Origin of the sequence: Microbacterium shimangi (assembly GCF_043556445.1) — a bacterium.
GTDB lineage: Bacteria > Actinomycetota > Actinomycetes > Actinomycetales > Microbacteriaceae > Microbacterium.
The window spans coordinates 731938-756327 of record NZ_JBIGII010000003.1 but is presented as its reverse complement, the minus strand read 5'-3'; the positions used below and the strand labels follow the sequence as shown (position 1 = coordinate 756327).

Sequence of the window (24390 nt, the reverse complement as noted above, 5' to 3'; positions counted from 1 at the left end):
GTGACGCGGGGTGTCTTCGTGGGTCACGGCGTGCCTGCGTACTCTTCGTCGGTGACAAGGTCCCCCCATTCGGCGTTCACGCCGTCCACCACGCCGGTGAGGGGGATGTGGGTCATCGAGGTGGAGTCGGTGGCTCCGTGCCAGTGTTCGACTCCCGGTGGCGTCCAGATGACGTCGCCGGCATGAATCACTGCACGCGCTTCACCACGGGGTTGGATCCAACCCTCACCCTCAGTAACGATGAGCGTTTGACCCGCAGGGTGAGAGTGCCAGGCGGAACGAGCTCCGGCTTCGAAAGCCACCTCGCCTGTGCTCGCGGGAATGGAATCCGACGCTTCGGACCAGGGAGTGACGGTGACGGTGCCGGTGAAGATCTCTGCCGGCCCGGGGGCAGGTGGGCGGTCGCTGCTGGGGGAGATGGTCATCGATTCGGCCGGCGTCGACGCAGCGCGCGTCGCGGCTTGCGTGGGTGTGTTAGTCGCCATGGTCGAGCAACCAGCGAAGGCCAACGAGCCGCCGATCACGGCAGCAAGAACGGCTAAGGGGCGTAGCCACGGGCGGGAGGTAGCAGTGCTGTCGGTCATGTCGGCTCCAATGGGTCGTTGTGATCGGACGAATCATGCTGCCTAGCCACTCAACCTCTCTTCGTGCCGGTAAAGGAGTCCCTAACGTGGGGTGTACCGACGGGGTACCCCTCAGACAGTCGACCAAGGAAGTCACGACCGCGCTTGATTGAGCGCGTCGGGGTTATCGCGGCTGGCAGCCATTCTCGGGTGCGGTGGCTGTGCTCGAGACTGTCGGGTGCGATGGCGCCCCCTTCTGCAGGTGGGGACCCACCCGGGGTCCACGGCGTTGGAGATAAGTCCGGGTGGAGGCGTGCGATGGCTGCGGCGAGGGTGCTGACGTAGGGCGTGCTGTCGATGTACGACCCAGCGTTGGTCAGCGGCCGACGGTATCGGCGCGATTGATGGCGATGTTGAAGTCGAAGGTGCCGAAGGTGCCGACGATCTGAATCAACAGGTGCGCACACATTTCCGGGCCGAGGGATGCCCGGACCTCGCCGAGGCGGTCCGCCGACCCGAGGTCGTGGAGGAATGATCGGACGGTGTTCTTGGCTTCAGCGTCGTTGCCGGTGACGAGTACGACGTGGTCTCCGGGAACGCGGCTCGGATCAACCTTGAGCGCTGCTGCCATCGTGTTCAACGATTCACCACGTGCACGTCCGGGTGGGCGAGTTGGATCTCGTCGGCGAGGCTGCGCTCTTCCAGCCCGGCCATGCCGGCGGTTAGGCCCTCACAGCGGTTGAGCGGCAGTGCAGTGTCGAAGGGGCGCCGTGCCCTAGCGTGCGAGCGCGCCGGTGCGGGTGATCGCCCAGGTGAGGAGGGCGAATGCGACGACGACGATTGCGGCGATCATGACGGGGATCCAACCGCCGAGCTGCCAGAACGTCCCGGCGAGGGCGGAGCCGAGGGCCCCGCCGATGAAGTTGCCGCCGACGAACGCGGTATTGAGACGGCTGCGGGCGGCGGGGTCGATGGACACCATCCGGGTTTGGGCAAGGATTTGCACCGTCTGCAGGCCGACGCCGAAGATGACGGCGCCAACCAGGAGCACGATGATCGACGTGGATCCGAAGGCGGCGATGACGAGTCCGGTGGCAGTGACGGCTAATCCGAGCCCCATTGCGGGGATGAATAGGCCTCGGTCGAAGAGCACGCCGACGCGTTGCGCGGCGAGGGCGCCGACGACACCGACGAGGCTGACCGCGCCGATGAGCGAAACGGAGTAGTTGAAGGGTGGGGCGGAGAGCAGGAAAGTCATCCCGGTCCAGAACATGGTGAACACTGCCATCGCGCTGGCGCCGATCAGCATGGTGACCTGCACGGTCCGGTTGCTGGTGATAGTGCGGAACACGGAGCCCAGAAGCTGCCCGTAGGGCACCTTTCCGCGGGGCTGGAGGGTGGGGATGCGGGGGCCGAGGATGGCAGCGAGGGCGACCATGATGACTGCGGCCATGAGGAACACGGCACGCCACCCGAAGTGCTCGGCGACGAGGCCGCTGAGAGCGCGAGCGATAAGGAGGCCGATCATGATGCCGGCAGCGACGGTGCCGAGGACTCGTCCGCGTTGGTCGTCACGGGCGAGGTCGCCGGCGAGCGGGATGAGGAATTGTCCCGCGACGGCGCTGAACCCGATTAACCCGAGGGTGGCGAGCAGCACCGGGTAGGTGGGGGCGGCGGCGGTGGCGAGCAGGAACACGGCGGTGAGCAGCATGAGCGCGGGGATGAACCACTTCCGATTCACCCTGTCGCCGAGGGGTAGAAGGAGGAACACGCCGATGGCGTAGCCGATCTGGGTGACGGTGACGATGAGTCCGGTGGATCCGGTGGGGACGGTGAAGTCTTCGCCGATGATGCCGAGGAGGGGTTGTGCCCAGTAGAGGTTTCCGACCGCAGCGCTGGCGGCGATGGCGAACAGGAGGGTGAGCCCGCGGCTCATCCCCGGCGCCCGGGTGCGGGTGGGTGCAGTGGTCATGGGGATGGCGTCTCTCTTTCGTGGCCGGACGGTCGGTTGCGCGTGAGGATGCGTCGGCGGGTGGCAGGTCAGTGGTCGGCGGCACGAGGAGTGTGCGGAGCGGGCCGAGGATGATGTGAGTTAGGGGCGCAAGAGTGCGGGCCGCCCGGATTCAGCGGCCTTCGTATTCGTCGTCGGTGATCTGCTCGCCCCACCAGGAGGCGTGATCGGCGCCGTCGTCGGCTTCCAGGAGCACGAGGTGTTCCATGAACACACCCGGTGCTGCGGCGTGCCAGTGCTGCTGACCCGGGGGCGTGTACAGGGTCTGGCCCGGGTGCACCTCGATGATGTTGCCGTCCCGGTCGCCGAACCGTGCGATGCCGTCGGTGACGTGCAGGTATTGGCCGCGGGCGTGGGAGTGCCATGCGGTACGGGCACCAGGCTGGAACCGGACCTTCGCCATGGTGGCTCGCTGCTCCGGTCCATGCGGGGCGGCGAGGACGTCGAGCCAGACCCCGCCGGGGAACTGTGCTTCGGGGTTCAGGATGGTTTCGCGCTGGGGTTCGATGATCATGGTCGTGTCTCCTTAGTCGGTGAGAATTTTCTGGGCGAGGGTGAGGGCGGACACCGCGCGGGGCCAGCCGGCGTAGAACGCGACATGGGTGATGGCCTCGATGATCTCGTCCTTCGTCAGACCGTTCTCGATCCCCATCGGGATGTGCGCGCTGAGCTGCTCGGTGTTGCCGGCGGAGACGAGGCTGCTGATCGTGACCAGGCTGCGGTCGCGCTTGGACATGTCGGGGCGGGACCACACCTGCCCGAAGAGCACATCGTCGGTGAGGGACACGAAGGTCGGGGCGAAGTCGCCCATCATCTTCTGCATCGGGGTCTGTTCGGCATCGGTCATTGCCAGTCCTTCTCTCTTCATGAGGTGGCCAGTCGCGGACGCTGGAGGCAAGCCTTCGAGGCTCAGTTCTCTCTGTACTTCCAGTGACAGTCATTATCCAACGTTGACGTTGGACTCCAATGTAGTACCGTTAGGAAAAGAAAGCAACGCCAACGTTGGAAGTGGGAGTCGGTATGGCTTGGGATGTGGAGGGCACGAAGCGGAAGATCATTGACGCGGCGACCCGGGAGTTCACGGAGCGTGGGCCTGATGGGACCACGATGGAGCGGATCGCGAAGCTCGCGGGGGTGAACAAAGAGCGCGTCTACAACTACTTCGGCAGTAAGCCGGAGCTTTTCGAGTTCGTGCTGCGCGAGAAGCTCGCTGTTCTCGCTGAGACGATCCCCGTGGACTCGTTTACGCCGGATGGGATCGGGACGTATGCCGGGCAGTTGTTTGACTACAACAGCGAGCACCCTGAGCTGGTCCGCTTGGTGCTGTGGGAAGCGCTCTCGTTCACCTCCGTGGTTCCCGAGGAGCAGCTGCGGCGTGACTACTACGCGCAGAAAGTCGGCTCTCTCGGTGGTGCGCAGGCGGCGGGGACTCTCGCGGGGAGTCTTCCCCCGGATCACCTGAACTTCCTGCTCCTGGCCCTCGCTGGATACTGGTCCGTCGTGCCGCAGGTGGCGCGGATGATGACGGGGGACAGTAACCCAACAGAGCTCGAGCGGCGCAGGTCGAGTGTTGTTGAGGCTGCTCGCCGGCTCGTCGTGATGCAAGAACCTTTGGCGACCGGTCACCCGTGATCTCGTTGGGAGAAGGAGCGCCGTGGAGGGTTTAGAGCTGGTCGTCCTGTTAGGAGCGACCATCCTTATCGGTGCGCTCGTGGCGCCCCGGATTCGCGTGGCCACTCCGCTCTTGCTGGTCGTGTTCGGGCTGCTGCTGGGCTGCATCCCTGCGCTCGGTGCGGTCGAACTGCCGCCCGAGACCGTGCTGCTGTTGTTCCTGCCAGTGCTGCTGTTTTGGGAGAGCCTGACGAGCTCCCTGCGGTCGATCCGCCGGGATTTCCGAGGCGTCGCGCTGATGAGCACCCTGCTCGTGGTGGCCTCCGCGTTCGCTGTCGCGGGAGTCGCGCACCTGATGGGGCTGGCCTGGGGCGCTGCACTTATCCTGGGCGCCGCGGTGGCCCCACCCGACGCAACAGCTGTCTCCGCGCTCGGCAGAATGCTGCCCCGACGCAACTTCATGCTCCTCAAAGCGGAAAGCCTCACCAACGACGGCACCGCACTGGTGATCTATTCGATTGCCGTCGGCACCGCAGTGGGCGGCAACTACACCCCGCTGAACATCACCGGCCTCGTCCTGCTGTCCTACCTCGGCGGCATCGCTGCCGGCGCCGCTGTTGCCGGGATCGCGTTTGTCGTGATGCGGCGGATACGTGATGCCCTACTGATTAACGTGTGTCTGCTCCTCGCCCCATTTGCGGCGTTCCTTCTCGCAGAATCGGTTGGCGCGTCCGGGGTGCTCGCCGTTGTCGTGGCGGGACTCATCATCTCTTTCAGCGTCGCTCGCATCAGCACCGCCGGGTCGCGGCGCCAAACCGAAGCCGCCTGGCCTCTCGGGACCTTCCTTCTCAACGGCGCCCTCTTCGTTCTGATCGGCCTCCAAGTGCCGCACCTGCTCGCAGAGATCAGTGCCGACAGGATCGGATGGCTGGTCCTCATGAGCGTCGCTGCCTGGCTGGTCTTGATCGCTGTGCGATTCCTTTTTCAGAACGCGGCGATTGCCGGCATCCGGTTACTGGAATGGCGATCTTCTCGGCGCACCAACTTCATCTCGTATCGAGCCCGAATCGTCAGCGCATTCAGCGGCTTCCGAGGAGCCGTGTCCCTCGCCATCGCCTTGTCGGTTCCCATGACGGTCGCATCTGGAGACCCGTTTCCCGACCGCAACGACATCATTGTCGTCACGGCGGGCGTCATCATCCTCACCTTGCTCGTGCAAGGCCCGCTGCTCCCCGCCGTCGTGAAATGGGCACGCTTCCCCGCAGACACCTCAGCCGGCGAGGAGTTACGCCTCGCCGAACATGTCCTCCGTCACGCCGCCCGGGATGCGCTTGCTGATGTTGTCGAAGAGCATCACATCGATGACGCCGATCGCGATCGCCTCGCCCGCGACTACATCCACGACGACGGCGACCAGTGGACAGCGCTGCATGGTGCGGACCCAGAGGACACCGCCGGAGAACTACCCGTGGCCCCCACGCGTGAGGATCGCACGAGCCGGTACGCGGCGGCCGGACTCACGCTCATCGACCGCCAGCGCGAAGCGCTTGTCCGATTGCGCCGAGAAGGAACAATCGATGACACAGTCTCTCGCACTCTCCAGAACCGACTCGACGTAGAAGAGATCCGACTCACTAGCGGTGACCCACACCAGTCGTAAGCACGCGCGGGTCATCTGGACAAGCCAGCCAGCAGCGTCGTTTCAGGGCGGATGAGGACCTGCGCACACTTGCGCCCCGGTTTGTTGGCCTCCTCCGGCATGGTGCTGTCGGACTTTGACGCCGCGATAAGCCGCCGTGGCGCGTCAGATGTAGGCGAGGAATCGTCCGGCGAAAATGACGCCCGTCCACGCGGTCAACGACACGCCTCCGGCAATGCGCGCCGCAACGGGCGTCGCATCAGCGTCCGTCCATTCGTGGACGCGGCGGTACACGCCGCGGTGAAACACCAGGACGTTCAGGCCGGCGACGAGCAGGAGACCGAACTTCCAGGGTGCGGCGTCGGACCCGGCGACCACGGTTGATTGCGCGCTGAGCAGCGCAACACCCGTGATGAGGGAGATGACGAGGCCGATGTGGGAGACGGGCAGCAGGTAGCGAGCGGCTGTTGTTACGGGCACGGTGCGGCGCCCGACACCCAGCAGTCGAAGGTCGAAGACGAAGGCCGGCCCGACGAGGACAGCGATCCCGAGGATGTGGACGCTTTCGAGTGTGGGGTACAGGAATGGGGTGCCCCGCACCGCTTCGCCGAGCGCTGAGCTCTGCAGCCAGCTCAGTAACGCTTCCAGCCAGGCTGGCATTGTCCGCTCTCAGCTCTGCCGCGTGCGGCGGCGAAGGTAGAGGAAGCCGACGACGACGGCTGCGACGACGATGGCCCCGAACACCGTCCAGACAACCCATGTGCCGGCGCCTGCGTCTTCGGAGGAGGCTTGTGCGTCTGCCGAGGGTGCTTGGGTTTCGAGGGGGTCTGCCGCCGTGGAGGTTGTCGACGGGGCCGGCGTGGTCGCCTCGCCGGATGGCGCGGCCTCGTTGGGTAGCGGTGCGCGGACCGGGAGTGTGTTGCCGAGCACTTGGTTGACCGGCACGGAGTTCTCCCCGTACCAGAACACGACGGGGCGGAACAGGCCGTCGTCGGTGCGGTTGATGTAGCCGACGGCGTGGAAGCGCTCCTCGGTGGCGAGCGGACGGTCCAGGCCCCACCGGCCGGACCATGCCGGGGGTGCGATGATGACCTCTAGGCCGTCGTGGGGTCCGTCATACGAGAGCGCGGATGCGACCCGGATGCTGTCCTCCGGTCCTTGCAGTTCCTCGGGAATCGCCAGCTCGGGGGTATCAGCGGGGAGTTCGATATCCAGGGTCACATCGAAGTACGAGTGCGGTTCACCCCAGCTGCCGTCGGAGGAGACCGTGCCCGAGAGATAGATGAGGTGGTCGGTGTCGAAGCCGTCCCAGCCGTGGTGCGCGGCGGCCGGCGATGCCGGAATCAGCACGATCGCTGCGATGGCCGCCGCGGTCAGTGCGACGCCGAGGCGTGGTGTGAGGCGGCGCTCGGTGGTGGTGGTGTGTTTCATCGTCAGCCCTCTCTGCGTGAGTTGATCTGAATCAAAGAGGGGGGTCGCGTCGCGAACGCCGACCCGGCGTCTCCGCGGTGGGGGTTCGCGGAGACGCCGAGTCTTCTGGGAGGTGGGTCAGGGGCGGATGAGCACCTTGAGGGCTTCGCGGGAATCCATCAGCCGGTAGGCCTCGGCGATGTCCTCGAGGGGCAGTTCGCGGTCAAAGACCCGGCCGGGGTTGATGGTGCCGTCGATGACCTGAGGGATGGCGGCTTCGAGGTAGGCGCGGACGGTCGCAGGTCCGCCGGTGAGGGTAGCGTTCTTGCCGAACAGGGACGCGAACCCGACCGGGGCGTCCTCGTACTGCGGGACGCCGACGCGGGAAATCACCCCGCCGGGGCGGACGATCCCGTAGGCCTGCTCATAGGCGGGCATGTGGCCGACGGCTTCGAGGACGACGTGCGCGCCCTCACCGCCGGTCAGCTCGAGAACCTTCGCAACACCCTCCTCGCCGCGCTCAGCGACGACGTGGGTGGCACCGAACTCTCGACCCAGGTCGGTGCGGTCGGTGTGACGACCCATCAAGATGATGGTCTCGGCGCCGAGCTGCTTCGCGGCCAGCACGGCGGACAGGCCGACAGCGCCGTCGCCGATCACGGCGACGGTCTTGCCGGCCTCGACACCACCGCGGATCGCTGCGTGATACCCGGTCAGGTACACGTCGGACAGGGTCAGCAGGGACGGCATGAGAGCTTCGTCGGTGTCGGCGGGGATCGCGACAGCGGTGCCGTCGGCGAAGGGGATGCGGAGCTTCTCTGCCTGGGTGGCGGAGGGGGCGGCGTCGAAGAACCCGCCGTGCACGCATGATGTCGTGATCCCGTCGCGGCAGTAGGCGCAGGTCCCATCGGACCAGGCGAACGGCACGATGACGGTGTCCCCGATCGCGAGGGTGGTGACCTCGGCGCCGATCTGCTCGATCACGCCGATGGCTTCGTGTCCCATATGGCGGCCTTCGGGGGTGTCGCCGAGGTCGTGATAGGGGTGCAGGTCGGAGCCGCAGACGCAGGCGTAGGTGACGCGGATGATCGCGTCGGTGGGGGCTTCGATGGTGGGTTCGGGGACGTCGACGACGCGGACGTCGCCGGCGGCGTACATGAGTGTTGCGCGCATGAGGGTGTCTCTTTCTGTGTGGGGTTAGTTGGTGAGGGGGACGGTGAGGAGCCGGTCGTCTCCGTCGCGGGGGCCGTCGCCGTAGCCGTCGGTATTACTGGTGAGGAACCAGAGCGTTCCGTCGGGGGCTTCGGTGACGTGGCGGATCCGCCCGTAGGTGCCGGTGTAGTAGTCCGCGGATGTGCTGGGGTCGGCGACCGGGACCGCGCGGAGGGTCTGCCCGCGGAGGTTGGCGATGAAGACGGTCCCGCCGATCACGGCGATCCCGCTGGGGCTGGCCTGGTCGGGGGTCCACTGCTGGACCGGGTCGGTGAAGTCCGGGGTTCCGCCGATGCCTTCCACGACGGGCCACCCGTAGTTGCCGCCGGGGGTGATGATGTTCAGTTCGTCCCAGGTGTTCTGACCGAACTCGGCAGCGAACAGGGTGCCGTCGTCTGCCCAGGCGATACCTTGCGGGTTGCGGTGCCCATAGCTGTACACGAGCGAACCGGGGAACGGGTTATCGTCCGGCGCGGCACCATCCGGGGTCATGCGGAGGATCTTTCCGGCGAGGCTGTCCAAGTTCTGGGCGTTGTCTCGGCCGCCGGCGTCACCCGCGGTGGCGTACAGCATCCCGTCGGGGCCGAACGCGATCCGCCCGCCGTCGTGGTAGCTCGCCGCGGGAATGCCGTCCAGGATCGTCTCCGGTGCGCCCAGGTTTAGGGAACCGGGCGCTCCGGTGAGGGCAAACCGTTGAATACGGTTCCCGTCGGGGCCGGTGGAGTACGCGTACAGGCGCTGCTGGTCATCGACCGCGATTCCGAGGAGCCCGGATTCTCCCTGCTGGAGGACATCGGCGAGGGTGCCAACCACACGGGTGGTGTCACCGACGAGTTCGAGGATGTTGCCGGTGTTCCGTTCACTGACAACTGCCGTGTCTCCGGTGAACGCGATCGACCAGGGTGTCACCAGCCCACTGGCGAGCACCGTCGGATCACCCTGCGGAGTCACGGCGACTGCGGGGGTTCCGGTAACAGTGGCAGTCGGGGCAGGCGCCATTGTTGGTGAGGTGGGGGTGGGCTGCGCCTGCGGGGTGGGAGCACAGCCCGCAACTAGAAGACCTGTGGCGGCGAGAGTTGCAAGGGTGATGGCGAGCAAACGGGAGCGGTGTTTCGTCATGGGGTGGGTCTCCGAGTTCTGTCCTGAAGGCGCGGGGCGTCTGTCAGCTGTCGAGTGTGTCGGCGTAGCGGCGGAACTCTCCCCGCTCGGTGTGCATCTCCCACAACAGGGCGGCGAGGACGTCGGGGTCGTGGGTGGCATCGCCCGGAGTGATCCCTCGCGGGATGATCAGCTGCCCGATATGGATGCCCTCGGGCTCGAGGGTGTCGTGCAGCATCTGCCCGTACGCGCTCTGCCCGGCGAACGCGATCGACGTGCCCGCATACGACGCGTTGGGTTGGACGGCGCTACCGCCGTTGACGAACAGGATGCTCCCGGTCCCCAAGAACCGCATCCCCTGCAGCACCTGATGGGCGGCGGCGACAGGGCCGTAGAGGGAGAACTCCGCCGCGCCGATGAGGTCCTCCGGGGTTGTCTCCAGGACGGGGCGGAGGAACTCTTTCTGCGGCAGCGGGTTGTAGGTGAGGACCTCGATCGGCCCGAGCTCCTGGCCGGCACGATCGAGCACTTCCCGGATGCTGGCGGTGTCGCGGACGTTCGCGGTGTACCCGCGGGCGGTGATTCCGGTCTGGGTGAGTTCCGCGGCGAGGGCGTTGAGGCGGTCCTGGTTGCGGGCGATGAGGGCGATGCTGTGGCCATCGCTGCCGAAGCGGCGGGCGATCGCTGCGCCGAGGCCGGGGCCGGCGCCGATGATGGCGGTGGTGGTCATGTTGGTGACTCCGTTCTGTTGCGTCGTGCGCGGTTCAGTCGGCGAGGGTGATGGTCACGGGGCCGCCTTCGAGCAGCGAGAGCTGTTCTGCGGTGGCGGCGTAGGTGCCGACGTGCAGGGTGGCGTCGGAGTATCCGACACCGGTGGTGTCGTAGTAGAACGCCACATTTCCCCAGGGGGCGTAGTAGATGAGGTCGCCGTCCTCCGGGTCTGACCCGGGTGAGCCGGCGTAGTTCAACTCACGGGGCAGGTACGCGATCTTCTCTGTACCGGCGAACTCCTCCACCGTCAGCTCCAGCGGGAGCAGGGAGAGGAAATCTCGCACCGCAGGGGTGTCGTCGCCGATGGTCACGTCAACGGAGGTGCGATCGGAGGTGAACCGGACCACCGTGCCGGCAACCTGCTCCGGTGCATCCTCGACAGGGGCGCTTGTCGAGGCGGTTGGTGCAGGGGGCGTGGAGGGCGTCGCGGTGGCGGTGGGGGTTCGTGTGCTGCCCGGCGAGGTCGCGGGAGTCGACGCGCACGCCGTGATTGCTCCGATGAGCAGGACGGCCGCGGCGAACAGGAGCGGTCGGTGTGTCATGGGAAGGTACTCCGTTCGTGTTCGGGTTGCGGCCGGCGTTTGCTTGCTGACTCCACGCATGTGTGGCGGCCTTTCAGCGGGTGAGGTGGGACGAAGGGTGGGTCGACCCGGCGGTCGCGGATGGGGTGTGGCGGCGGGCGAGGAACAGGTAGGAGGCGGCGGCAAGGAGGACGGCGACGGTGGTGACCACTCCGAGGGGCAAAATGCTGAGCGCACCGGCCACCCCGACCAGGGGTGCGGCGATCCCGCCGAAACCGAACCGGACCATGCCCAGCAGAGACGAGGCGGTGCCGGCTATCTGCGGGTATTCGACGAGGGCGAGGGTGGTAGCGGGAGGGGAAGAGATCGCGACACCACCGGCGAGGAGGAACAGGGAGACGATCACCACCCAGAGAGGCATCACGGTGAGCCCGGATGCGAGCAGTCCGAGGGCGCCGATACCGGCGACCAGGATGCCGGTGGTGAGGGTGCCGGGGATGCTCCACTTCTCCGCGGCGCGGCCGGCGAGGTACCCGAAGGTCATGAACCCGGCGGAGTTCAGCCCGAAGGCGAGGGCGTACCCGAGAGGGGTGAGCCCATAGATGTCCTGCAGCACGAATGTCGACCCGGCGAGGTAGGCGAACAGCGCGGCGTAAAGGAAGCCCTGGTTCAGGACCGCGCCGACGAACACGCGGTCGGAGAGCAGGGTGCGGAAGTCGTGCAGCGTGTGTGTGAGACCGCCGGTTGTGCGGTGATCGGCGGGGAGGGTTTCACGGAACAGCAGCAGGGTGATGATCAGGATTCCGGCGCCGATGGCGGCGAGGAAGGCGAACAGTCCCCGCCAGTCAGTGAACGTGTTCAACACCCCGCCCAGCAGCGGGCCGATGATCGCGGCGCATCCGCCCACGACGGTGAGGCGCCCGTAGAACCGGATCAGCGCACCGCCGGTGTAGATGTCACGCCCGGCGGCTTGGGAGATGACGATACCGACGCCGCCGGCCAGTCCCTGCACGAACCGGGCCGCGATAAGCAGTTCCATGCTGGGGCTGATCGCGCACAGCGCGGAGGTGAGGATGTAGGCAATGATCCCGATAAGGAGGATCCCGCGCCGCCCGAACCGGTCGGAGAGAGGTCCAGCGATCAGCTGCCCCGCAGCGAGCCCGATCAGGCACGCGGTGACTGTCAGTTGCGCCACCGAGGTGATCGCGCCGAGGTCGGTAGTCAGGGCGGGAAGCGCGGGCAGGTAGAGGTCCATCGAGATCGGGCCAAACACGGTCAGCAGCAAAAGCAGGGTGGGAAGGATCCGGCTGAACCCGGGCCGCGACGGATCGATCTGGTCGGTCATGTCACCCAGCCTCATCTTCTCCCTTGCTGTGTGGGAGTCCCTGACGAGGGGTGTACCGACAGGGGACCCTTCAAGCGTGCGCTGGTTGCGTGGATGAGAAAAGGTGGATCACCAACCGCTAACTGGACCAGCAGGAGGATGGGTGTGCGTGTTCACGTGACGTTGTCGGTAGGAATCGAATTCGATGCCGAGCTGTATCCGAACCCGGTCGCCGCCGACTTTGCCGCCCGGCTCCCGCTGACAGGGACGTTCGCCGATTTGAACCGGGTTGAGAAGGTCGCGACGCTGGACCGGCCGTTGCGGGTTCGCGGGGTGCCGGAGCGGGACTCCCCAGAGCCGGGTGAGATCGGCTATTACGCACCCTCGCAGTCGCTCGTCCTCTACTACGGGCACGTAGGCCCCTGGCCGGGACTGGTCCGGATCGGCCGGTTCGACCTTGACGCGGACACGTTGAGGGTTCTGCCCGACGGGTTCACCGCCCGTGTCACCCGGCTCGACAGCGGCGGCTGATGGCGCTGATCTTCGTCACCGGCGCGTCCGTCGGTCTGGGACCGCCGCCGCCCTCTCCGCTGACGGCCACGACGTGGTTGTGCATTCGCGGACTGCGGCGCGCATACCGCCCGGACGCTGGTACGGGACGGTGACCGGTGACCTCACTGACCCGGTGCAGACCGTTCGCGCCGGTCACGCGGCGAACAAGCACGGCCGGTTCGACGCGGTCATCCACAACGCCGGCGCCCTTCACCCACCCGACGCCGTGCGCGTCAACACGATCGCCTCGTACCTGCTCACTGCTGTGATGGCAAAGCCCGGCAGGTTGGTCTACGTGAGCAGTTCGATGCACCGGGGCGGGTCCACGGACCTGACGCGGCTGACCTCCGAGGCCGGGTCCTACAGTGACAGCAAACTGTGGGTCACCGCGCTCAACGCCGCGATCGCCACACGGTGGCCCGGGACGAGCAGCCATGCGGTGGACCCAGGCTGGGTGCCCACCAGGATGGGCGGCGCGGGTGCGCCCGATGACCTCACCGAAGGACACCGCACCCAGAGGTGGCTCGCCACCACACCCGAGATCACCGCGTCCACCGGCGGGTATTGGCACCACCATCACACGCAGACCACCGCCCGCGCAGTGCAGGACACCGAATTTCAGAGCAGCCTTCTCGCAGTCCTCGAGGATCTCACCAGGGTCCCACTGCCTTGACCGAAACCTACTTTCCGCCGAAAACCGCGATGGGGTGTGTGGATGGGTGCACTGACAGGGCATCCCTCTTCGCGGGTTCCTCGACCTAGCCTGAGGGTATGGACAATCGAGTGGAGGTTCGCGAGTTCCTCATGACCCGCCGTGCACGGGTGTCACCGGACGCCGCCGGGATCCCCGCCGGGTCAAACCGGCGGGTGGACGGGCTACGGCGCAGCGAGGTGGCGGCCCTCGCCGGGGTGAGCGTGGAGTACTACGCGAAGCTGGAACGCGGAGCCATCGCGGGCGCCTCCGGCGCGGTGCTGGACGCGGTCTCGCGGGCGTTGCAGCTGTCCGACGCGGAACACGCGCACCTGCTTGATCTGGCGCGCAACGCGGATGGGATCCCGTCCTCGGGCCGTCACCGCCGACGCAGCAGCAAGCCCGGACCTCCCCGGGCGAGCCTGGAATGGGCGCTCGCCTCGATCACCGACGCCGTCGCGGTGGTCCGGGACCAGCGGCAGAACCTGGTCGCGTTCAACGACCTCGGAAAGGCGTTCTACTCCCCGTTGATCGGCGACGGCGGGCGGATGCCGAACTTCGCCCGTTTCCAGTTCCTCGACCCCGCAGCCCACGACTTCTACCCCGACTGGGACCTGTTCGCTGACATGTGCGTCGCGGTGGTCCGCGCCGAAGCCGGCCGCGACCCCCACGACAAGGGCATACAGGACCTCGTCGGTGAGCTCTCCACCCGCAGTGACATGTTCCGCACCCTGTGGGCCGCGCACAATGTCCGCTCCCACGGATCCGGCAAGAAGCGCTTCCATCACCCGGTTGTCGGCGATCTGACCCTCGTTTATGAGGAGCTCGCGATCACCGCCGAACCCGGGCAGGTTCTGCTGATCTACTCCGCCGAACCAGGATCACCCTCCGCCGAACGTCTGCGACTGCTCGCCTCATGGGCTGCGGAGTCCGCCACCACCAGCGAGACCGCAACTTCCTGACCTGACTACGCCCACAGCGGCTACCTGTCCAGGTCTGACCTTCGCACGGGATCCGGCCGCATGCCCTCGGCCACCGCCGAGAGGGGCTGCCGTCGTCATTGCAGGCGGCCGGAGTCGCTAGCCACCGTGAAGGGTGCTCTGAGAGTACGTGCCTTGTCAGGGACTCCCGCCGGTGCGGGTGGGTTCGTAGCGTCGAAGCTACGACTCCCCACGAACCTTGAGAGGTCGCACCATGAACAAGAAACTCCGGATCGCCGCACCCACCCTCGCGCTGGGCCTGCTGCTGACGACCACAGCCTGCGCCGCACCTGCCGCGCAGACCACCCCCGCGCCGAGCGAGGTCACCGCCGGGTCCGACCCGATCATTGGTGAATGGACGATGAGCACCCTCGAGTTCGAGACCGACGGCGAATTCGACGTCGTCCCGTTCGCGGGGCAGATCATCTTCACCGACGCGGGCACCGTCGCCGTTCAGGCACAGAACCCCGACACCACCGCCCCCGACACCGCCTACACCGTGCAGGGTTACGAAGCGTTTTACGGGGACGCGACCATCGACCAGGATGCCGGAACGTTCTCCGTGGACGTAGTGTCGGCTGCGGCACGGGACCTGATCGGGCAGACCCTGGTCCGCAACTTCGAGGTCACCGACGACACCCTCGTCCTAACCCCCGTCGACGCATCCGAGGGATGGCGCGTCACCTACGAGCGCGCCACCGAGTAGCCTGCAGCACTGGTCGAACGTGCGCCCCCTTCATTCTCCGGCCGTGCAGGCCGTGCAAATGAAGGGGGCGCTTTCGTGTTCAGTCGGCGACTGTGACCGTAACGTCACCGCTTTCCAGCACGACGAGTCGCTCCGCGGTGGCGTCGAAGGTGCCGATGTGTGCGATCGCGGTAGTGGGTTCTCCTCGGGCCCCGGCGTAGAAGAAGGCGATGTTGCCCCAGGGGGTTTAAATCGCCACGTCCCCCGCGCCGGCCGCTGACGGTGGCGCCCCCGCCACGGTGATCTCCCGTGGCGGGTAGGCGATCTTCTCGGTCCGCGCAAAGTCCTCGAAGGTGAGGGTGAGGGGCAGCATGTTCAGCAGGTCGCGAGTGGCGACGTTGTCCTCATCGATCGTCACCTCGATGGTCTCGTCAGGAGCGGTGAAGCGCAGGACGGTTCCGACAACTGATTCCACGGGTTCCTCCAGAGCGGGGGTAGGCGTCGCCGGGGAGGTGACGCCGGGATTGGCTGCTTGCGGAGTTGGTGTGCCAACGGGTGCGGTGGCGGTGGGAGTGCATCCGGTGAGGACGATGCCGAGCAGGCCGAGAGTGAACGACGTTCTCGCTCTCGGCCTGTGTGCACGCTGCGGGTGCGGGTGCATTGGTGGGTGCGGGGTTAGCGGACTTTGGTCCAGGTGCCGTGCAGCTGCACGAATTCGCCGCCGATGACGGAAGAGGCCATGCAGGCGCCGTTGGTGTAGTCCTCGATGTGGGTGACGTGGTCGAGGGAGTCCGGTTCGGTCCATCGCACTACATAGAGGCCGTCGCGGACCTGGGTGGTGGTGTAGTCCATCGTTTCGGTGCGGCCCTTGATGGCGCCTCCGGTGACGAGGAACGACACTCGGGTGGCAGTTTCGAAGGTGATCTCGACGGTGAAGTGGCCGAGCGGGGTGTTCGGGCCGAGGTCGGCGAGCCAGGTCTCTCCGACGCTGGGCAGGGTGGCGGTGTTATCCATCAGGGTTCCTTCTTGTTGAGGAGTGGGGTTAGCGGGCACGGGTGACGTTGATGTTGAAATCGAACGTCCCGAACGCGTTGTAGAGGGTGAAAAACAGGCGGGCGTACATCTCGACACCGCGGGCGCCGGTGATATCACCGAGATCGATGATCGACTCGGACGGCCACCCGAACTCGGTGAGCAGGCCTTCCACGGTGCGCTTGGCGTCCGCGTCGTTCCCGGCGACGAAGATGCTGTGGGGGCCGGGGACGCGGGTCGGGTCGATCATCACCTCGTAGTAGACGGAGTTCAACGACTTCACGACCCGGGTATCCGGGTAGGCGCGTTGGATCTGCTCACCGAGGCTGTCGGTGTTGGAGACCGTCAGGGTCGGCGGGAACCCGTTCGACAGATCCAGCGGGAGAGCTAGATCCAGCAGCACCTTCCCGATGAGTGGTTCCGCACCGATACCCTCGAGGGCGGCCATCACGTGCTGGCCGTTAGCAGCGTTGATGACGACGTCTCCGTGAGCTCCTGCCTGAGGCAAAGTGACGAGGCTGATTGCGGGGTTGTCCTGCTGCCACTGGGCGTAGGGAGAGGTGCCCAGGGTTCCGGTTTCAGTGCGGGCGAGGGTGTCGGCGGGGTTGCGGGTGCCGATGACGACGTCGTGGCCGAGGTCCGCGAGGCGGCCCGCGAGGCCGCGGCCGACCATCCCGGTGCCGATGACTGCGATCTTCATGGTGATTCTCGTTTCGTTGATCACGCGGTAGCGCGTGGGGTGATCTCGACGGTCGCGGCCTGGGGGCCCGCGGCGAGCATCGGGGGGAGGTAGTTGCTGCCGGCGTACTTCTCCCGGTACGCGGCATCAATGCGGTCCTGTAGAGCTGCGTCGGCGGGGGCGAAGGCGACCTCGAAGGTTTCCCCGGCCGCGGTGATCCGCCCGGCTCTCTGGGCGAACGCGGACCGGTACCAGCGGGAGCGCGTGCCGTTCCAGGCGCGGACGAATAGTCGCTCGTCCACGACAACTGACCAGATCCAGGTGAGTGTGCCGTAGGTGGCGCCATCGGCGCGGAACGGTGCGATGTGCAGATCGTCGGTTGCCGCGATGCGCGTGATGTTCTCAGATGACCAGGACGTCATGATGGGTTCCTCTCTCGCCCGACGGGAACGCGTCTGCCCCTCAGGTGTCGAGGAGGTGGGGCGCGGTGGGCGTGAACCCATCGTGCGTGCGACCGGTGTCCGTGTGGCAGTCCCCGTCAGGGAACCCCACATTCGGAATACCGGTCGTAGCCTGCATACATGCAGATCGAGCAAGAGATCCGGGACTTCCTGATGACCCGTCGCGCGCGGATCACCCCCACACAGGCGGGGTTGCCGTATGTCGGCGGCGACCGGCGGGTGCCGGGCCTGCGCCGCGAGGAAGTTGCGATGCTCGCCGGGCTCAGTGTCGAGTACTACACCCGGATGGAGCGCGGCAAGATCGGCGGCGCCTCCGAGGGCGTCCTCGACGCGATCGCCCGGGTGCTGGAGCTCGACGTGGACGAGCGTGCGCATCTGGATGACCTCGCCCGCAACGTCGCGCCCAGCCCGCGCCGCAAACCACCCGTCCCGGCCTCACCGATCTCCCCTTCGGTGCAGCAAGTCCTGGACTCGATGACCGTCCCCGCGGTCGTGCAGAATGAACGCCTCGATATCCTCGCCGCCAACGCCCTGGGCCGTGCGCTCTACGCCCCACTCTTCGACGGCGGGCAGCGGCCGAACTTTGCCCGTTTCGCGTTCGTGGACAGCCGCGCCGCGGAGTTCTACACGAAACTTGATGCCGCCAGGGACCTGTGCGTGGCCGTGCTTCGCGCGACGGCAGGACGGAATCCGCTGGATCAGAAGACCACCGAGCTGGTGGGCGAGCTTTCGACCCGCAGCGACGATTTCCGGCAACGGTGGGCCAAGCACAACGTGCACCGCCACCTCCGCGGCCAGAAGATCATCAACCACCCCATCGCCGGACGCCTCGACGTCACCTACAACGACTTCGCCCTCCCCGGAGACCCGCACATCTCCATCACCACCTACACCGCAGACCCCGGCACCCCCAGCGCCGACAACCTCACCCTGCTCACCACATGGGTGGACACGCAGGCTGCAGCGCCCGCCACCACCAGCCGGACCCCGACGACTGCGCGACCTCCTCACTGACCGCCCGGTAGGGGGAACGCAGGCACAGCTAATTGTGCAAGCAGACGGTGGGCGACGCGATCTTTGAGCAGCGGATCGAGGAGCTCGAGTGAGTTCTTCGCGAATCTCTTGCTAACCCGATGCGTGGACGGGTCTCGTCGCGTACTTGAAGCGGTCTCTGGAATTGCAGACGCGGGACGTGGGGATGGCGCAGGTGCTGTCCGGCCGGCGGGTTCGTCCAGAACAGCACGACTCGGAGAGAGACCGTCTTGCACCGCCGGTGAATGACCTCATTGAACACGCCAAAGCGCAGGGCGGAGTCCGATCCGCGGCGGACGCCGTCAACAGCTACGCCACCGACCGGCTCGCGCCCGCGCGTGAACTCGTCCAATCAGGGCGCGGCTTTAGTCGAAGCTTCGCCGCGTGACAAGTCTCTCGCGGCCCCTCGTGCTTAGCCGCACGCTGCCGAGAGGTATACCAACAGGGAACCTCTGGGAGGTTCCTTCCGCACCCCGCTCGGCGTACGGTCAGACGCCTCCCCCGTGAAATCTCCCACTACTACCGAAGGACATCTCGTGACGAACATCGGCTACGCAGCGACCAGCAAGACCACTCCTCTCGCTCCTTATACATTCCAGCGGGGCCCTGTCGGCGCGGAAGACGTCCGCATCACCATCGAGTTCTGTGGCGTCTGCCACTCCGACGTGCACCAGGCGCGGGACGAGTTCGGCGGAGCGCTGGGCACCCAGTACCCGTGTATGCCCGGTCACGAGATCGTGGGGACGGTCGCTGAGATCGGGGCAGAGGTCACGCGGTACACCGTGGGGGACCGGGTTGGGGTGGGTTGCATGGTGTTCTGGGGATCCGAACAGCAGCGTGGTGTGGTCGAGGAGCAGTATCAGGTGCCGCCTCCGGTCTTCACCTACAACGCCGCCGACCCGGACACAGGGGAGATCACCTTCGGCGGATACTCCGACGAGATCGTCGTCAATGAGCATTTCGTGCTCCGCATCCCGGAGTCCATTCCCTCCGAACAGGCCGCTCCGCTGCTCTGCGCCGGGGTGACCACATGGTCGCCGATGGAGCACTGGAACGTGGGACCCGGGCACACGGTCGCTATCGCAGGTATTGGCGGGCTCGGACACGTCGCGGTCAAGCTGGCGAAGGCACGCGGTGCAGACCGGGTGATCGCGTTGACCACCACGGCCGAGAAGAAGGACGAGATCCTCGCCCTCGGCGCTGACGAGGTCATCCTGATGACCGATGACGACGCCCTCGAACAGCACGCCGGCACCGTGGATTTCCTCCTGACCACCATCCCTACCCCGTTCGATTTCAACCCGTACATCGGACTCCTCGCTCACGATGGCGCTCTTGTCACCGTCGGCATGCTCGAACCCATTCATGAAGGCGGCATCGACTTCGCCGCTGTGGCGATGAAGCGCGCCACGATCGCCTCCTCGATGATCGGCAGCATCACCGAGACGCAGGAAGTGCTCGACTTCGCCGCCGAGCACGGCACGCTGCCGGACGTGGAGATCATTCCCATCCAGGACATCAACGCCACATTCGACCGGATCGTCGACAACGACGCTCGCTTCCGTTACGTCATCGACATCGCCACACTCGCCTCCGACCGCACCTGACCCAGCCGCAACAAGCGCCGCTCTCCACCTGAAAGGCCCCATGCGCGCCATCATCTCTGATCACGGCACCCCCACCTTTGTGGACCGTCCTGAGCCCACGACCGGCCCTGCACAAGTGCGGGTACGCACTCATGCCGTTGCGCTCAACAACGCTGACCTGACTGCCAGCGGCGACGCCATCGCCGGCTTCGAGTTCGCCGGCATCGTGGAAGCAGCAGGAGACGGAGTTCCCCAAACCCTCATAGGTAGACGGGTGATGGGCATCGCGGAAGGCGCTTTCGCCGAGGTCGTAGCTGCCGACTACAGACACATCCTGACCATCCCCGAAGGACTCGCCTTCGCCGATGCGGCAGCGCTCCCCACCGCCCTCTCCACGGAATACGGAGCGTTGCGGCGCGCCGGGCTGCGAGACGGGGACACCGTCCTGATCACCGCAGCCACCTCCGGGATCGCCCTCGTGGGCCTCCAGGTCGCACAGGCACTCGGCGCCGGGGTCGTTATCGGCACGACTCGCAGCGCGGGTCGCGTTGACCTGCTGCGTCGCGCAGGTGTCGACCACGTCGTCGTCCTCGAGGGCGACGTAATCCTGGCCGACCGTGTCCGAGAGCTCACCGGCGGAGACGGCGCAGATGTCGTCCTCGATCACGTCAGCGGCCCCGGACTCGGCGACGCCATCGACGCCGCGCGGAAAGGTGGCGCAGTCGTAAGCGTGGGACGCGTCTCCGGTCCGACCGCTGAGATCAACCTGTTCCGCCTCGCTCAACAAGGGATCGCCCTGCGGTCGGTGTCCTACGGCCTCAACCCACCAGAAACCATCGGACACCTCATGGCAGGAGTCACGGTCGATCTGATGGAGGACGTCGCAGTCGGCCGGATTCGCCCCATAATCGACGTACAGGTCCCGTTTCGCGACGCCGGCCGAGCATATGAGCGACTTGGCAGCGGTACCGCTGAAGGCAAGGTCGTACTCACTCTGTCCTGAGCTTGCGGCGCCCTACCCCCGACGGGGGCACCACCGCATCGCGCGTACCCGCACCTCGACCATCGAGCTCGCAGGCGAAGCGTAGTTGCGCGATCGGCGGCGTTCTTCCAGGGCCTACAGCGCACCACTCCATCACCGCATCTCCCAACGCGCCCGTCACGCCCGGCACCCTCAGTCCCGCCTCGGGGTCGGGTCGCCCGGTTCCGGATACCTCAACGTTGGCGAGAACTTCGGCGCCGCTTGCAGTTTGCTGAGGCCCATGAAGAGGTCGGACATGGCAGAGCCGCGACACTTGGTGCACGCAACAAAGGTTCGCCGTAACAGTCGCGACCAGCAGGTCAGGCTGTGCCTGCCGCTCGCTCTGGATCAACGTCTCGACGCGCCTGCTGAGCGCGCGACCGACGCAGGCGAGCAAACCACCAGAGCGTAGCTCCTGCAGGCGCTCGTCCCGGATCGCGGGCTGGATGGCGTCAAGCCAGGAAATCGACTGCGCCACGTTGGCGCCGCCACGTGCGGTTATGCAGTGTTTGACCATTCCGTCCCCGGCGACAACGTCCTGCAGTTCTCGGGTCACAAGCCCGGACCGCACACGGCACGCGTGAGGCTGTACTGCCTGAGCCGAGTCGACGAACTGCCGCACCAACTGGCTTTTTCAAAGATCGTTAGCGACCAGCCGGAATTTACAGCAGACCTACATCCCCGCTGCCATGTCGGCGAAGCGGGAGTAGTGGCCCTGGAACGCCACGGTGATCGTGTCGGTCGGACCGTTACGGTGCTTGGCCACGATGAGGTCGGCCTCGCCCGCGCGGGGACTGTCTTTCTCGTAGGCCGCCTCACGGTGCAGCAGCACCACGAGGTCGGCGTCCTGCTCGATCGAGCCCGACTCACGAAGGTCTGACAGCGCGGGCTTCTTGTCGGCGCGCTGCTCGGCGCCACGGTTCAGCTGCGAAAGGGCGATGACCGGCACGCCGAGCTCTTTCGCGAGCAGCTTCAGCGCACGCGAGAACTCGCTGACCTCTTGCTGGCGCGACTCGACGCGCTTGCCGCTCGTCATCAGCTGCAGGTAGTCGATGACGACCATCTTGAGACCCTCGCGCTGCTTGAGCCGCCGGCACTTGGCGCGGATCTCGACGAGCGTCATGTTCGGGCTGTCATCGATGAAGAGGGGCGCCTCGTTGATGCGGCCCCGGGTCGCGGCGATCGTCGTCCAGTCGCGTGAGTCGAGCGTTCCCTTGCGCATGTTCTGCAGGGGGATCGCACCCTCGGCGCTCATGAGACGCATCGCGATCTCGCTTCGCCCCATCTCGAGCGAGAAGAAGATCGTGGGCATGTTGTTCTTGATCGCGGCGGCACGGGCGAAGTCGAGCGCGAGAGTCGACTTACCCATCGCGGGTCGCGCCGCGATGATGATCATCTGACCGGCGTGCAGGCCGTTCGTGAGCTGGTCGAGGCCGGCGAACCCGGTGGGGATGCCGGTCATCTGGCCGTCGCGACCGCGCGCGGCCTCGATCTCGTTGACGGCCGCGTCGACCGCGATCGTCAGCGGTACGTAGTCTTCGGCCGTCTCAGTGCCCGAGACGTTGTAGATCTCGGCTTGAGCGCTGTTGACCAGGTCGAGCGCGTCGCCCTGGCCGTTGTAGCCCATCTGCACGATGCGGGTTCCGGCCTCGACCAGGCGCCGGAGGAGGGCGCGCTCCGCCACGATCGACGCGTAGTACCCCGCGTTCGCGGCGGTGGGGACGATCGACGTCAGGGTGTGCAGGTAGTCGGCCCCGCCGGCTCGCTGCAGCTCGCCCGTCTTGATCAGCTCGTCGGTGACCGCGACGACGTCGGTGGGCTCTCCGTGCGAGTAGAGGGTCAGCACGGCGTCGAAGATGAGCTCATGCTTCGGCACGTAGAAGTCGGCCCCGCGCAGCGTCTCAATCACGTCGGCCACCGCATCCTTCGACAGCAGCATGCCACCGAGGGCGCTCTGCTCCGCGAGCAGATCGTGGGGCGGCGTGCGTTCGTACTGCCGGGGTCCGCCGAGGCGGTCCTCCGAGATGTCGGCAATCGACACGTGGTCTCCGTTCTTCGCTCCGCCGGCGCGATGACCTGCACGTCGGCGCGTGCGGGGCACGCCGAACGGTGTTCGGACACCGTGCCAAATCGTGTCTCGAATAAGACCACGAACCGCCGACACGGTTCCGAACTCACGTCTCGGCGGGTTTCTCCGATGGGTTGCCCCCACGCTATGGAGGGGTTTCCGGCGTCGCAAACCAGCCTGTGGATAACTCTGTGGAGAGAACGAGAGAAACGCCGCACACCCTGTGCACAACGCCTGTGGAGAACGGAGGACGAACTACTGACTTGTTGGCATTTATATCCCTCTCATCAGCACTTTGTATTTCCACACCCTGCGGCTGCGAGAGGACTTGAAGTGTGGGTTTAAGGTTGCGTGTTGAGTGTTGCCGCATGTGCACAACTTCGGGGATAACTTCGGCCAAAACTTGACAGCGGCCCTCCGGGCACTCGCTCGGCGCGCTTCGTGCCGCCGCTCGAGAGAGTCTTCCTTCGCCGGCTTTCACGATCGGCACGACCGCCGACACTCGGCGCCGGAGAGCCGTCGTCCTCCGGTTCCGTCGCCGCCTGGTGTGACCGCGGGTTCCACGTGAAACGACAAATGCCGCGGGCCCTTTCGGGTCCGCGGCATCCGTCGTGCAGTGAAGCGGGTCCTACTTCGCAGCGACCACCTGGAGGGTGATCACGGCGGTGAGGTCGTCACGCAGGCGAATCGTCGCCTCGTGCTCGCCGACGTTCTTGATCGGCGAGGTGATCTGGATCTTGCGCTTGTCGAGGTCACCGAAACCGGCAGCCTTGACAGCATCCGCGATGTCACCGGTCTTGACGGCGCCGAACAGGCGACCCTCGTTACCGGCCTTGATCGCGAGCTTGACCTTGTTGGACTCGAGGGTGTTCTTGAGCGCCACGGCCTCTTCGTGATCGTGGATCGCACGCGAATCGCGGGCCGCGCGGATGGACGCGACCTGCTTCTCGCCGCCACGGCTCCACGACACGGCGAAGCCCTGCGGGATGAGGTAGTTACGGGCGTACCCGTCCTTGACCTCGACTACGTCTCCGGCGCTACCCAGCCCGGAAACCTCGTTCGTGAGAATGAGTTTCGACATGGGTTGCTCCTTAGCGGCCGGCGCCGGCGTAAGGCAGAAGTGCCATCTCGCGCGCGTTCTTGATTGCACGGGCGATGAGACGCTGCTCCTGCACCGAAACACCGGTGATACGACGGGCGCGGATCTTCCCGCGCTCCGAAATGAACTTGCGGAGGGTCGCGACGTCCTTGTAGTCGATGAGACCGACGCGGATCGCCTTCGCGGGGGCCGCGTTCTTCGCGCCCTTCCGCGGTTTCCGGCGGTCGCCGGTGGCTTTTCCAGCCATGTTTCCTTCTTTCATGAACGGATGCTGCACGCATCCGGCAGGTTGTGAGTGAGTGCTTCGTCTCGCCGAACCCGCTCAGCGAGCGGCGGAACGAAGC

General features: G+C 66.2%; 27 protein-coding genes and 1 pseudogene. 9 read left to right on the top strand and 19 right to left on the bottom strand.

The genetic code is table 11. The annotated features are described in order from the left end of the window. Window positions 1-23: 23 nt before the first annotated feature. From ACFXQA_RS05250 to ACFXQA_RS05230, 5 genes are all read right to left on the bottom strand, one after another. The gene (locus ACFXQA_RS05250; RefSeq protein WP_394518744.1) at window positions 24-584 is read right to left on the bottom strand and encodes a (R)-mandelonitrile lyase; all 561 of its coding nucleotides are present in this window, start codon (window positions 582-584) and stop codon (window positions 24-26) included. A gap of 355 nt (window positions 585-939) precedes the next feature. Continuing rightward, window positions 940-1194: a hypothetical protein gene (locus ACFXQA_RS05245; protein ID WP_394518743.1), complete on the bottom strand. Its 255-nt coding sequence runs from the start codon at window positions 1192-1194 to the stop codon at window positions 940-942. A 144-nt stretch (window positions 1195-1338) separates the two neighbouring features. Next, window positions 1339-2535 carry an MFS transporter gene (locus ACFXQA_RS05240; protein WP_394518742.1) on the bottom strand — a complete coding sequence of 399 codons (1197 nt, stop codon included), beginning with the start codon at window positions 2533-2535 and terminating at the stop codon, window positions 1339-1341. Window positions 2536-2686: 151 nt separating this feature from the next. Continuing rightward, window positions 2687-3088: a cupin domain-containing protein gene (locus ACFXQA_RS05235; protein WP_394518741.1), complete on the bottom strand. Its 402-nt coding sequence runs from the start codon at window positions 3086-3088 to the stop codon at window positions 2687-2689. A 12-nt stretch (window positions 3089-3100) separates the two neighbouring features. Continuing rightward, window positions 3101-3421: a carboxymuconolactone decarboxylase family protein gene (locus ACFXQA_RS05230; protein ID WP_394518740.1), complete on the bottom strand. Its 321-nt coding sequence runs from the start codon at window positions 3419-3421 to the stop codon at window positions 3101-3103. 173 nt (window positions 3422-3594) lie between these two features. Between ACFXQA_RS05230 and ACFXQA_RS05225 the strand changes: the two genes are divergently transcribed. Both ACFXQA_RS05225 and ACFXQA_RS05220 read left to right on the top strand, forming a co-directional pair. Further along, window positions 3595-4206, top strand: a complete 612-nt coding sequence (locus ACFXQA_RS05225; RefSeq protein ID WP_394518739.1) for a TetR/AcrR family transcriptional regulator — start codon at window positions 3595-3597, stop codon at window positions 4204-4206. Between the two features lie 22 nt (window positions 4207-4228). Further along, window positions 4229-5845, top strand: coding sequence for a Na+/H+ antiporter (locus tag ACFXQA_RS05220; protein WP_394518738.1), 1617 nt, complete (start codon window positions 4229-4231; stop codon window positions 5843-5845). 144 nt (window positions 5846-5989) lie between these two features. On the opposite strand, the gene ACFXQA_RS05215 is transcribed toward ACFXQA_RS05220, so the two are convergent. From ACFXQA_RS05215 to ACFXQA_RS05185, 7 genes are all read right to left on the bottom strand, one after another. Then, window positions 5990-6484 carry a DUF6644 family protein gene (locus ACFXQA_RS05215; RefSeq protein ID WP_394518737.1) on the bottom strand — a complete coding sequence of 165 codons (495 nt, stop codon included), beginning with the start codon at window positions 6482-6484 and terminating at the stop codon, window positions 5990-5992. Between the two features lie 9 nt (window positions 6485-6493). Beyond that, on the bottom strand, window positions 6494-7255 hold the full coding sequence (locus ACFXQA_RS05210; RefSeq protein WP_394518736.1) for a hypothetical protein: 762 nt from the start codon (window positions 7253-7255) through the stop codon (window positions 6494-6496). A gap of 117 nt (window positions 7256-7372) precedes the next feature. Then, the gene (locus tag ACFXQA_RS05205) at window positions 7373-8407 is read right to left on the bottom strand and encodes a zinc-binding dehydrogenase (protein ID WP_394518735.1); all 1035 of its coding nucleotides are present in this window, start codon (window positions 8405-8407) and stop codon (window positions 7373-7375) included. A gap of 24 nt (window positions 8408-8431) precedes the next feature. After that, a complete protein-coding gene (locus ACFXQA_RS05200) occupies window positions 8432-9565 on the bottom strand; it encodes a PQQ-dependent sugar dehydrogenase (RefSeq protein ID WP_394518734.1) in 1134 nt (377 codons plus the stop codon). A gap of 43 nt (window positions 9566-9608) precedes the next feature. After that, window positions 9609-10274 (bottom strand): SDR family NAD(P)-dependent oxidoreductase, encoded by a 666-nt coding sequence (locus ACFXQA_RS05195; protein WP_394518733.1) that lies wholly within the window; start codon window positions 10272-10274, stop codon window positions 9609-9611. A gap of 34 nt (window positions 10275-10308) precedes the next feature. Continuing rightward, a complete protein-coding gene (locus tag ACFXQA_RS05190) occupies window positions 10309-10857 on the bottom strand; it encodes a cyclophilin-like fold protein (protein WP_394518732.1) in 549 nt (182 codons plus the stop codon). A gap of 73 nt (window positions 10858-10930) precedes the next feature. Continuing rightward, window positions 10931-12181, bottom strand: coding sequence for a multidrug effflux MFS transporter (locus tag ACFXQA_RS05185; RefSeq protein ID WP_394518731.1), 1251 nt, complete (start codon window positions 12179-12181; stop codon window positions 10931-10933). A gap of 144 nt (window positions 12182-12325) precedes the next feature. Here ACFXQA_RS05185 and ACFXQA_RS05180 point away from each other — a divergent pair, with 144 nt between their 5' ends. The 4 genes from ACFXQA_RS05180 (at window position 12326) to ACFXQA_RS05165 (ending at window position 15089) form a co-directional block, all read left to right on the top strand. Beyond that, window positions 12326-12691, top strand: a complete 366-nt coding sequence (locus ACFXQA_RS05180; protein WP_394518730.1) for a cyclophilin-like fold protein — start codon at window positions 12326-12328, stop codon at window positions 12689-12691. Window positions 12692-12821: 130 nt separating this feature from the next. Next, window positions 12822-13385 (top strand): Rossmann-fold NAD(P)-binding domain-containing protein, encoded by a 564-nt coding sequence (locus ACFXQA_RS05175; protein WP_394518729.1) that lies wholly within the window; start codon window positions 12822-12824, stop codon window positions 13383-13385. 98 nt (window positions 13386-13483) lie between these two features. Continuing rightward, window positions 13484-14365 (top strand): helix-turn-helix transcriptional regulator, encoded by an 882-nt coding sequence (locus ACFXQA_RS05170; protein ID WP_394518728.1) that lies wholly within the window; start codon window positions 13484-13486, stop codon window positions 14363-14365. A gap of 232 nt (window positions 14366-14597) precedes the next feature. Further along, window positions 14598-15089 carry a hypothetical protein gene (locus ACFXQA_RS05165; protein WP_394518727.1) on the top strand — a complete coding sequence of 164 codons (492 nt, stop codon included), beginning with the start codon at window positions 14598-14600 and terminating at the stop codon, window positions 15087-15089. A 79-nt stretch (window positions 15090-15168) separates the two neighbouring features. On the opposite strand, the pseudogene ACFXQA_RS05160 reads toward ACFXQA_RS05165, so the two are convergent. The 4 genes and pseudogenes from ACFXQA_RS05160 to ACFXQA_RS05145 all read right to left on the bottom strand — a co-directional run bounded on the left by ACFXQA_RS05160 (window position 15169) and on the right by ACFXQA_RS05145 (window position 17201). Beyond that, window positions 15169-15543, bottom strand: a pseudogene (locus ACFXQA_RS05160) (cyclophilin-like fold protein). A 200-nt stretch (window positions 15544-15743) separates the two neighbouring features. Then, window positions 15744-16082 carry a MoaF-related domain-containing protein gene (locus ACFXQA_RS05155; protein ID WP_394518726.1) on the bottom strand — a complete coding sequence of 113 codons (339 nt, stop codon included), beginning with the start codon at window positions 16080-16082 and terminating at the stop codon, window positions 15744-15746. Window positions 16083-16110: 28 nt separating this feature from the next. After that, window positions 16111-16800 (bottom strand): NADPH-dependent F420 reductase, encoded by a 690-nt coding sequence (locus tag ACFXQA_RS05150; RefSeq protein WP_394518725.1) that lies wholly within the window; start codon window positions 16798-16800, stop codon window positions 16111-16113. A gap of 20 nt (window positions 16801-16820) precedes the next feature. After that, a complete protein-coding gene (locus ACFXQA_RS05145) occupies window positions 16821-17201 on the bottom strand; it encodes a DUF2255 family protein (RefSeq protein ID WP_394518724.1) in 381 nt (126 codons plus the stop codon). Window positions 17202-17360: 159 nt separating this feature from the next. Between ACFXQA_RS05145 and ACFXQA_RS05140 the strand changes: the two genes are divergently transcribed. The 3 genes from ACFXQA_RS05140 to ACFXQA_RS05130 all read left to right on the top strand — a co-directional run bounded on the left by ACFXQA_RS05140 (window position 17361) and on the right by ACFXQA_RS05130 (window position 20861). After that, a complete protein-coding gene (locus tag ACFXQA_RS05140; RefSeq protein WP_394518723.1) occupies window positions 17361-18254 on the top strand; it encodes a helix-turn-helix transcriptional regulator in 894 nt (297 codons plus the stop codon). A 554-nt stretch (window positions 18255-18808) separates the two neighbouring features. Next, on the top strand, window positions 18809-19879 hold the full coding sequence (locus tag ACFXQA_RS05135; protein WP_394518722.1) for an NAD(P)-dependent alcohol dehydrogenase: 1071 nt from the start codon (window positions 18809-18811) through the stop codon (window positions 19877-19879). Between the two features lie 40 nt (window positions 19880-19919). After that, window positions 19920-20861, top strand: a complete 942-nt coding sequence (locus ACFXQA_RS05130; RefSeq protein WP_394518721.1) for a quinone oxidoreductase family protein — start codon at window positions 19920-19922, stop codon at window positions 20859-20861. A 691-nt stretch (window positions 20862-21552) separates the two neighbouring features. Here the strand turns inward: ACFXQA_RS05130 and dnaB are convergent. The 3 genes from dnaB to rpsR all read right to left on the bottom strand — a co-directional run bounded on the left by dnaB (window position 21553) and on the right by rpsR (window position 24293). Next, window positions 21553-22920 carry a replicative DNA helicase gene (gene dnaB / locus ACFXQA_RS05125; RefSeq protein ID WP_394518720.1) on the bottom strand — a complete coding sequence of 456 codons (1368 nt, stop codon included), beginning with the start codon at window positions 22918-22920 and terminating at the stop codon, window positions 21553-21555. 655 nt (window positions 22921-23575) lie between these two features. Then, window positions 23576-24028, bottom strand: a complete 453-nt coding sequence (gene rplI, locus ACFXQA_RS05120) for a 50S ribosomal protein L9 (RefSeq protein WP_394518719.1) — start codon at window positions 24026-24028, stop codon at window positions 23576-23578. A gap of 10 nt (window positions 24029-24038) precedes the next feature. Then, entirely contained in the window at window positions 24039-24293 is a 255-nt protein-coding gene (gene rpsR, locus ACFXQA_RS05115; RefSeq protein ID WP_116646937.1) for a 30S ribosomal protein S18, read from the bottom strand. Window positions 24294-24390 lie beyond the last annotated feature (97 nt).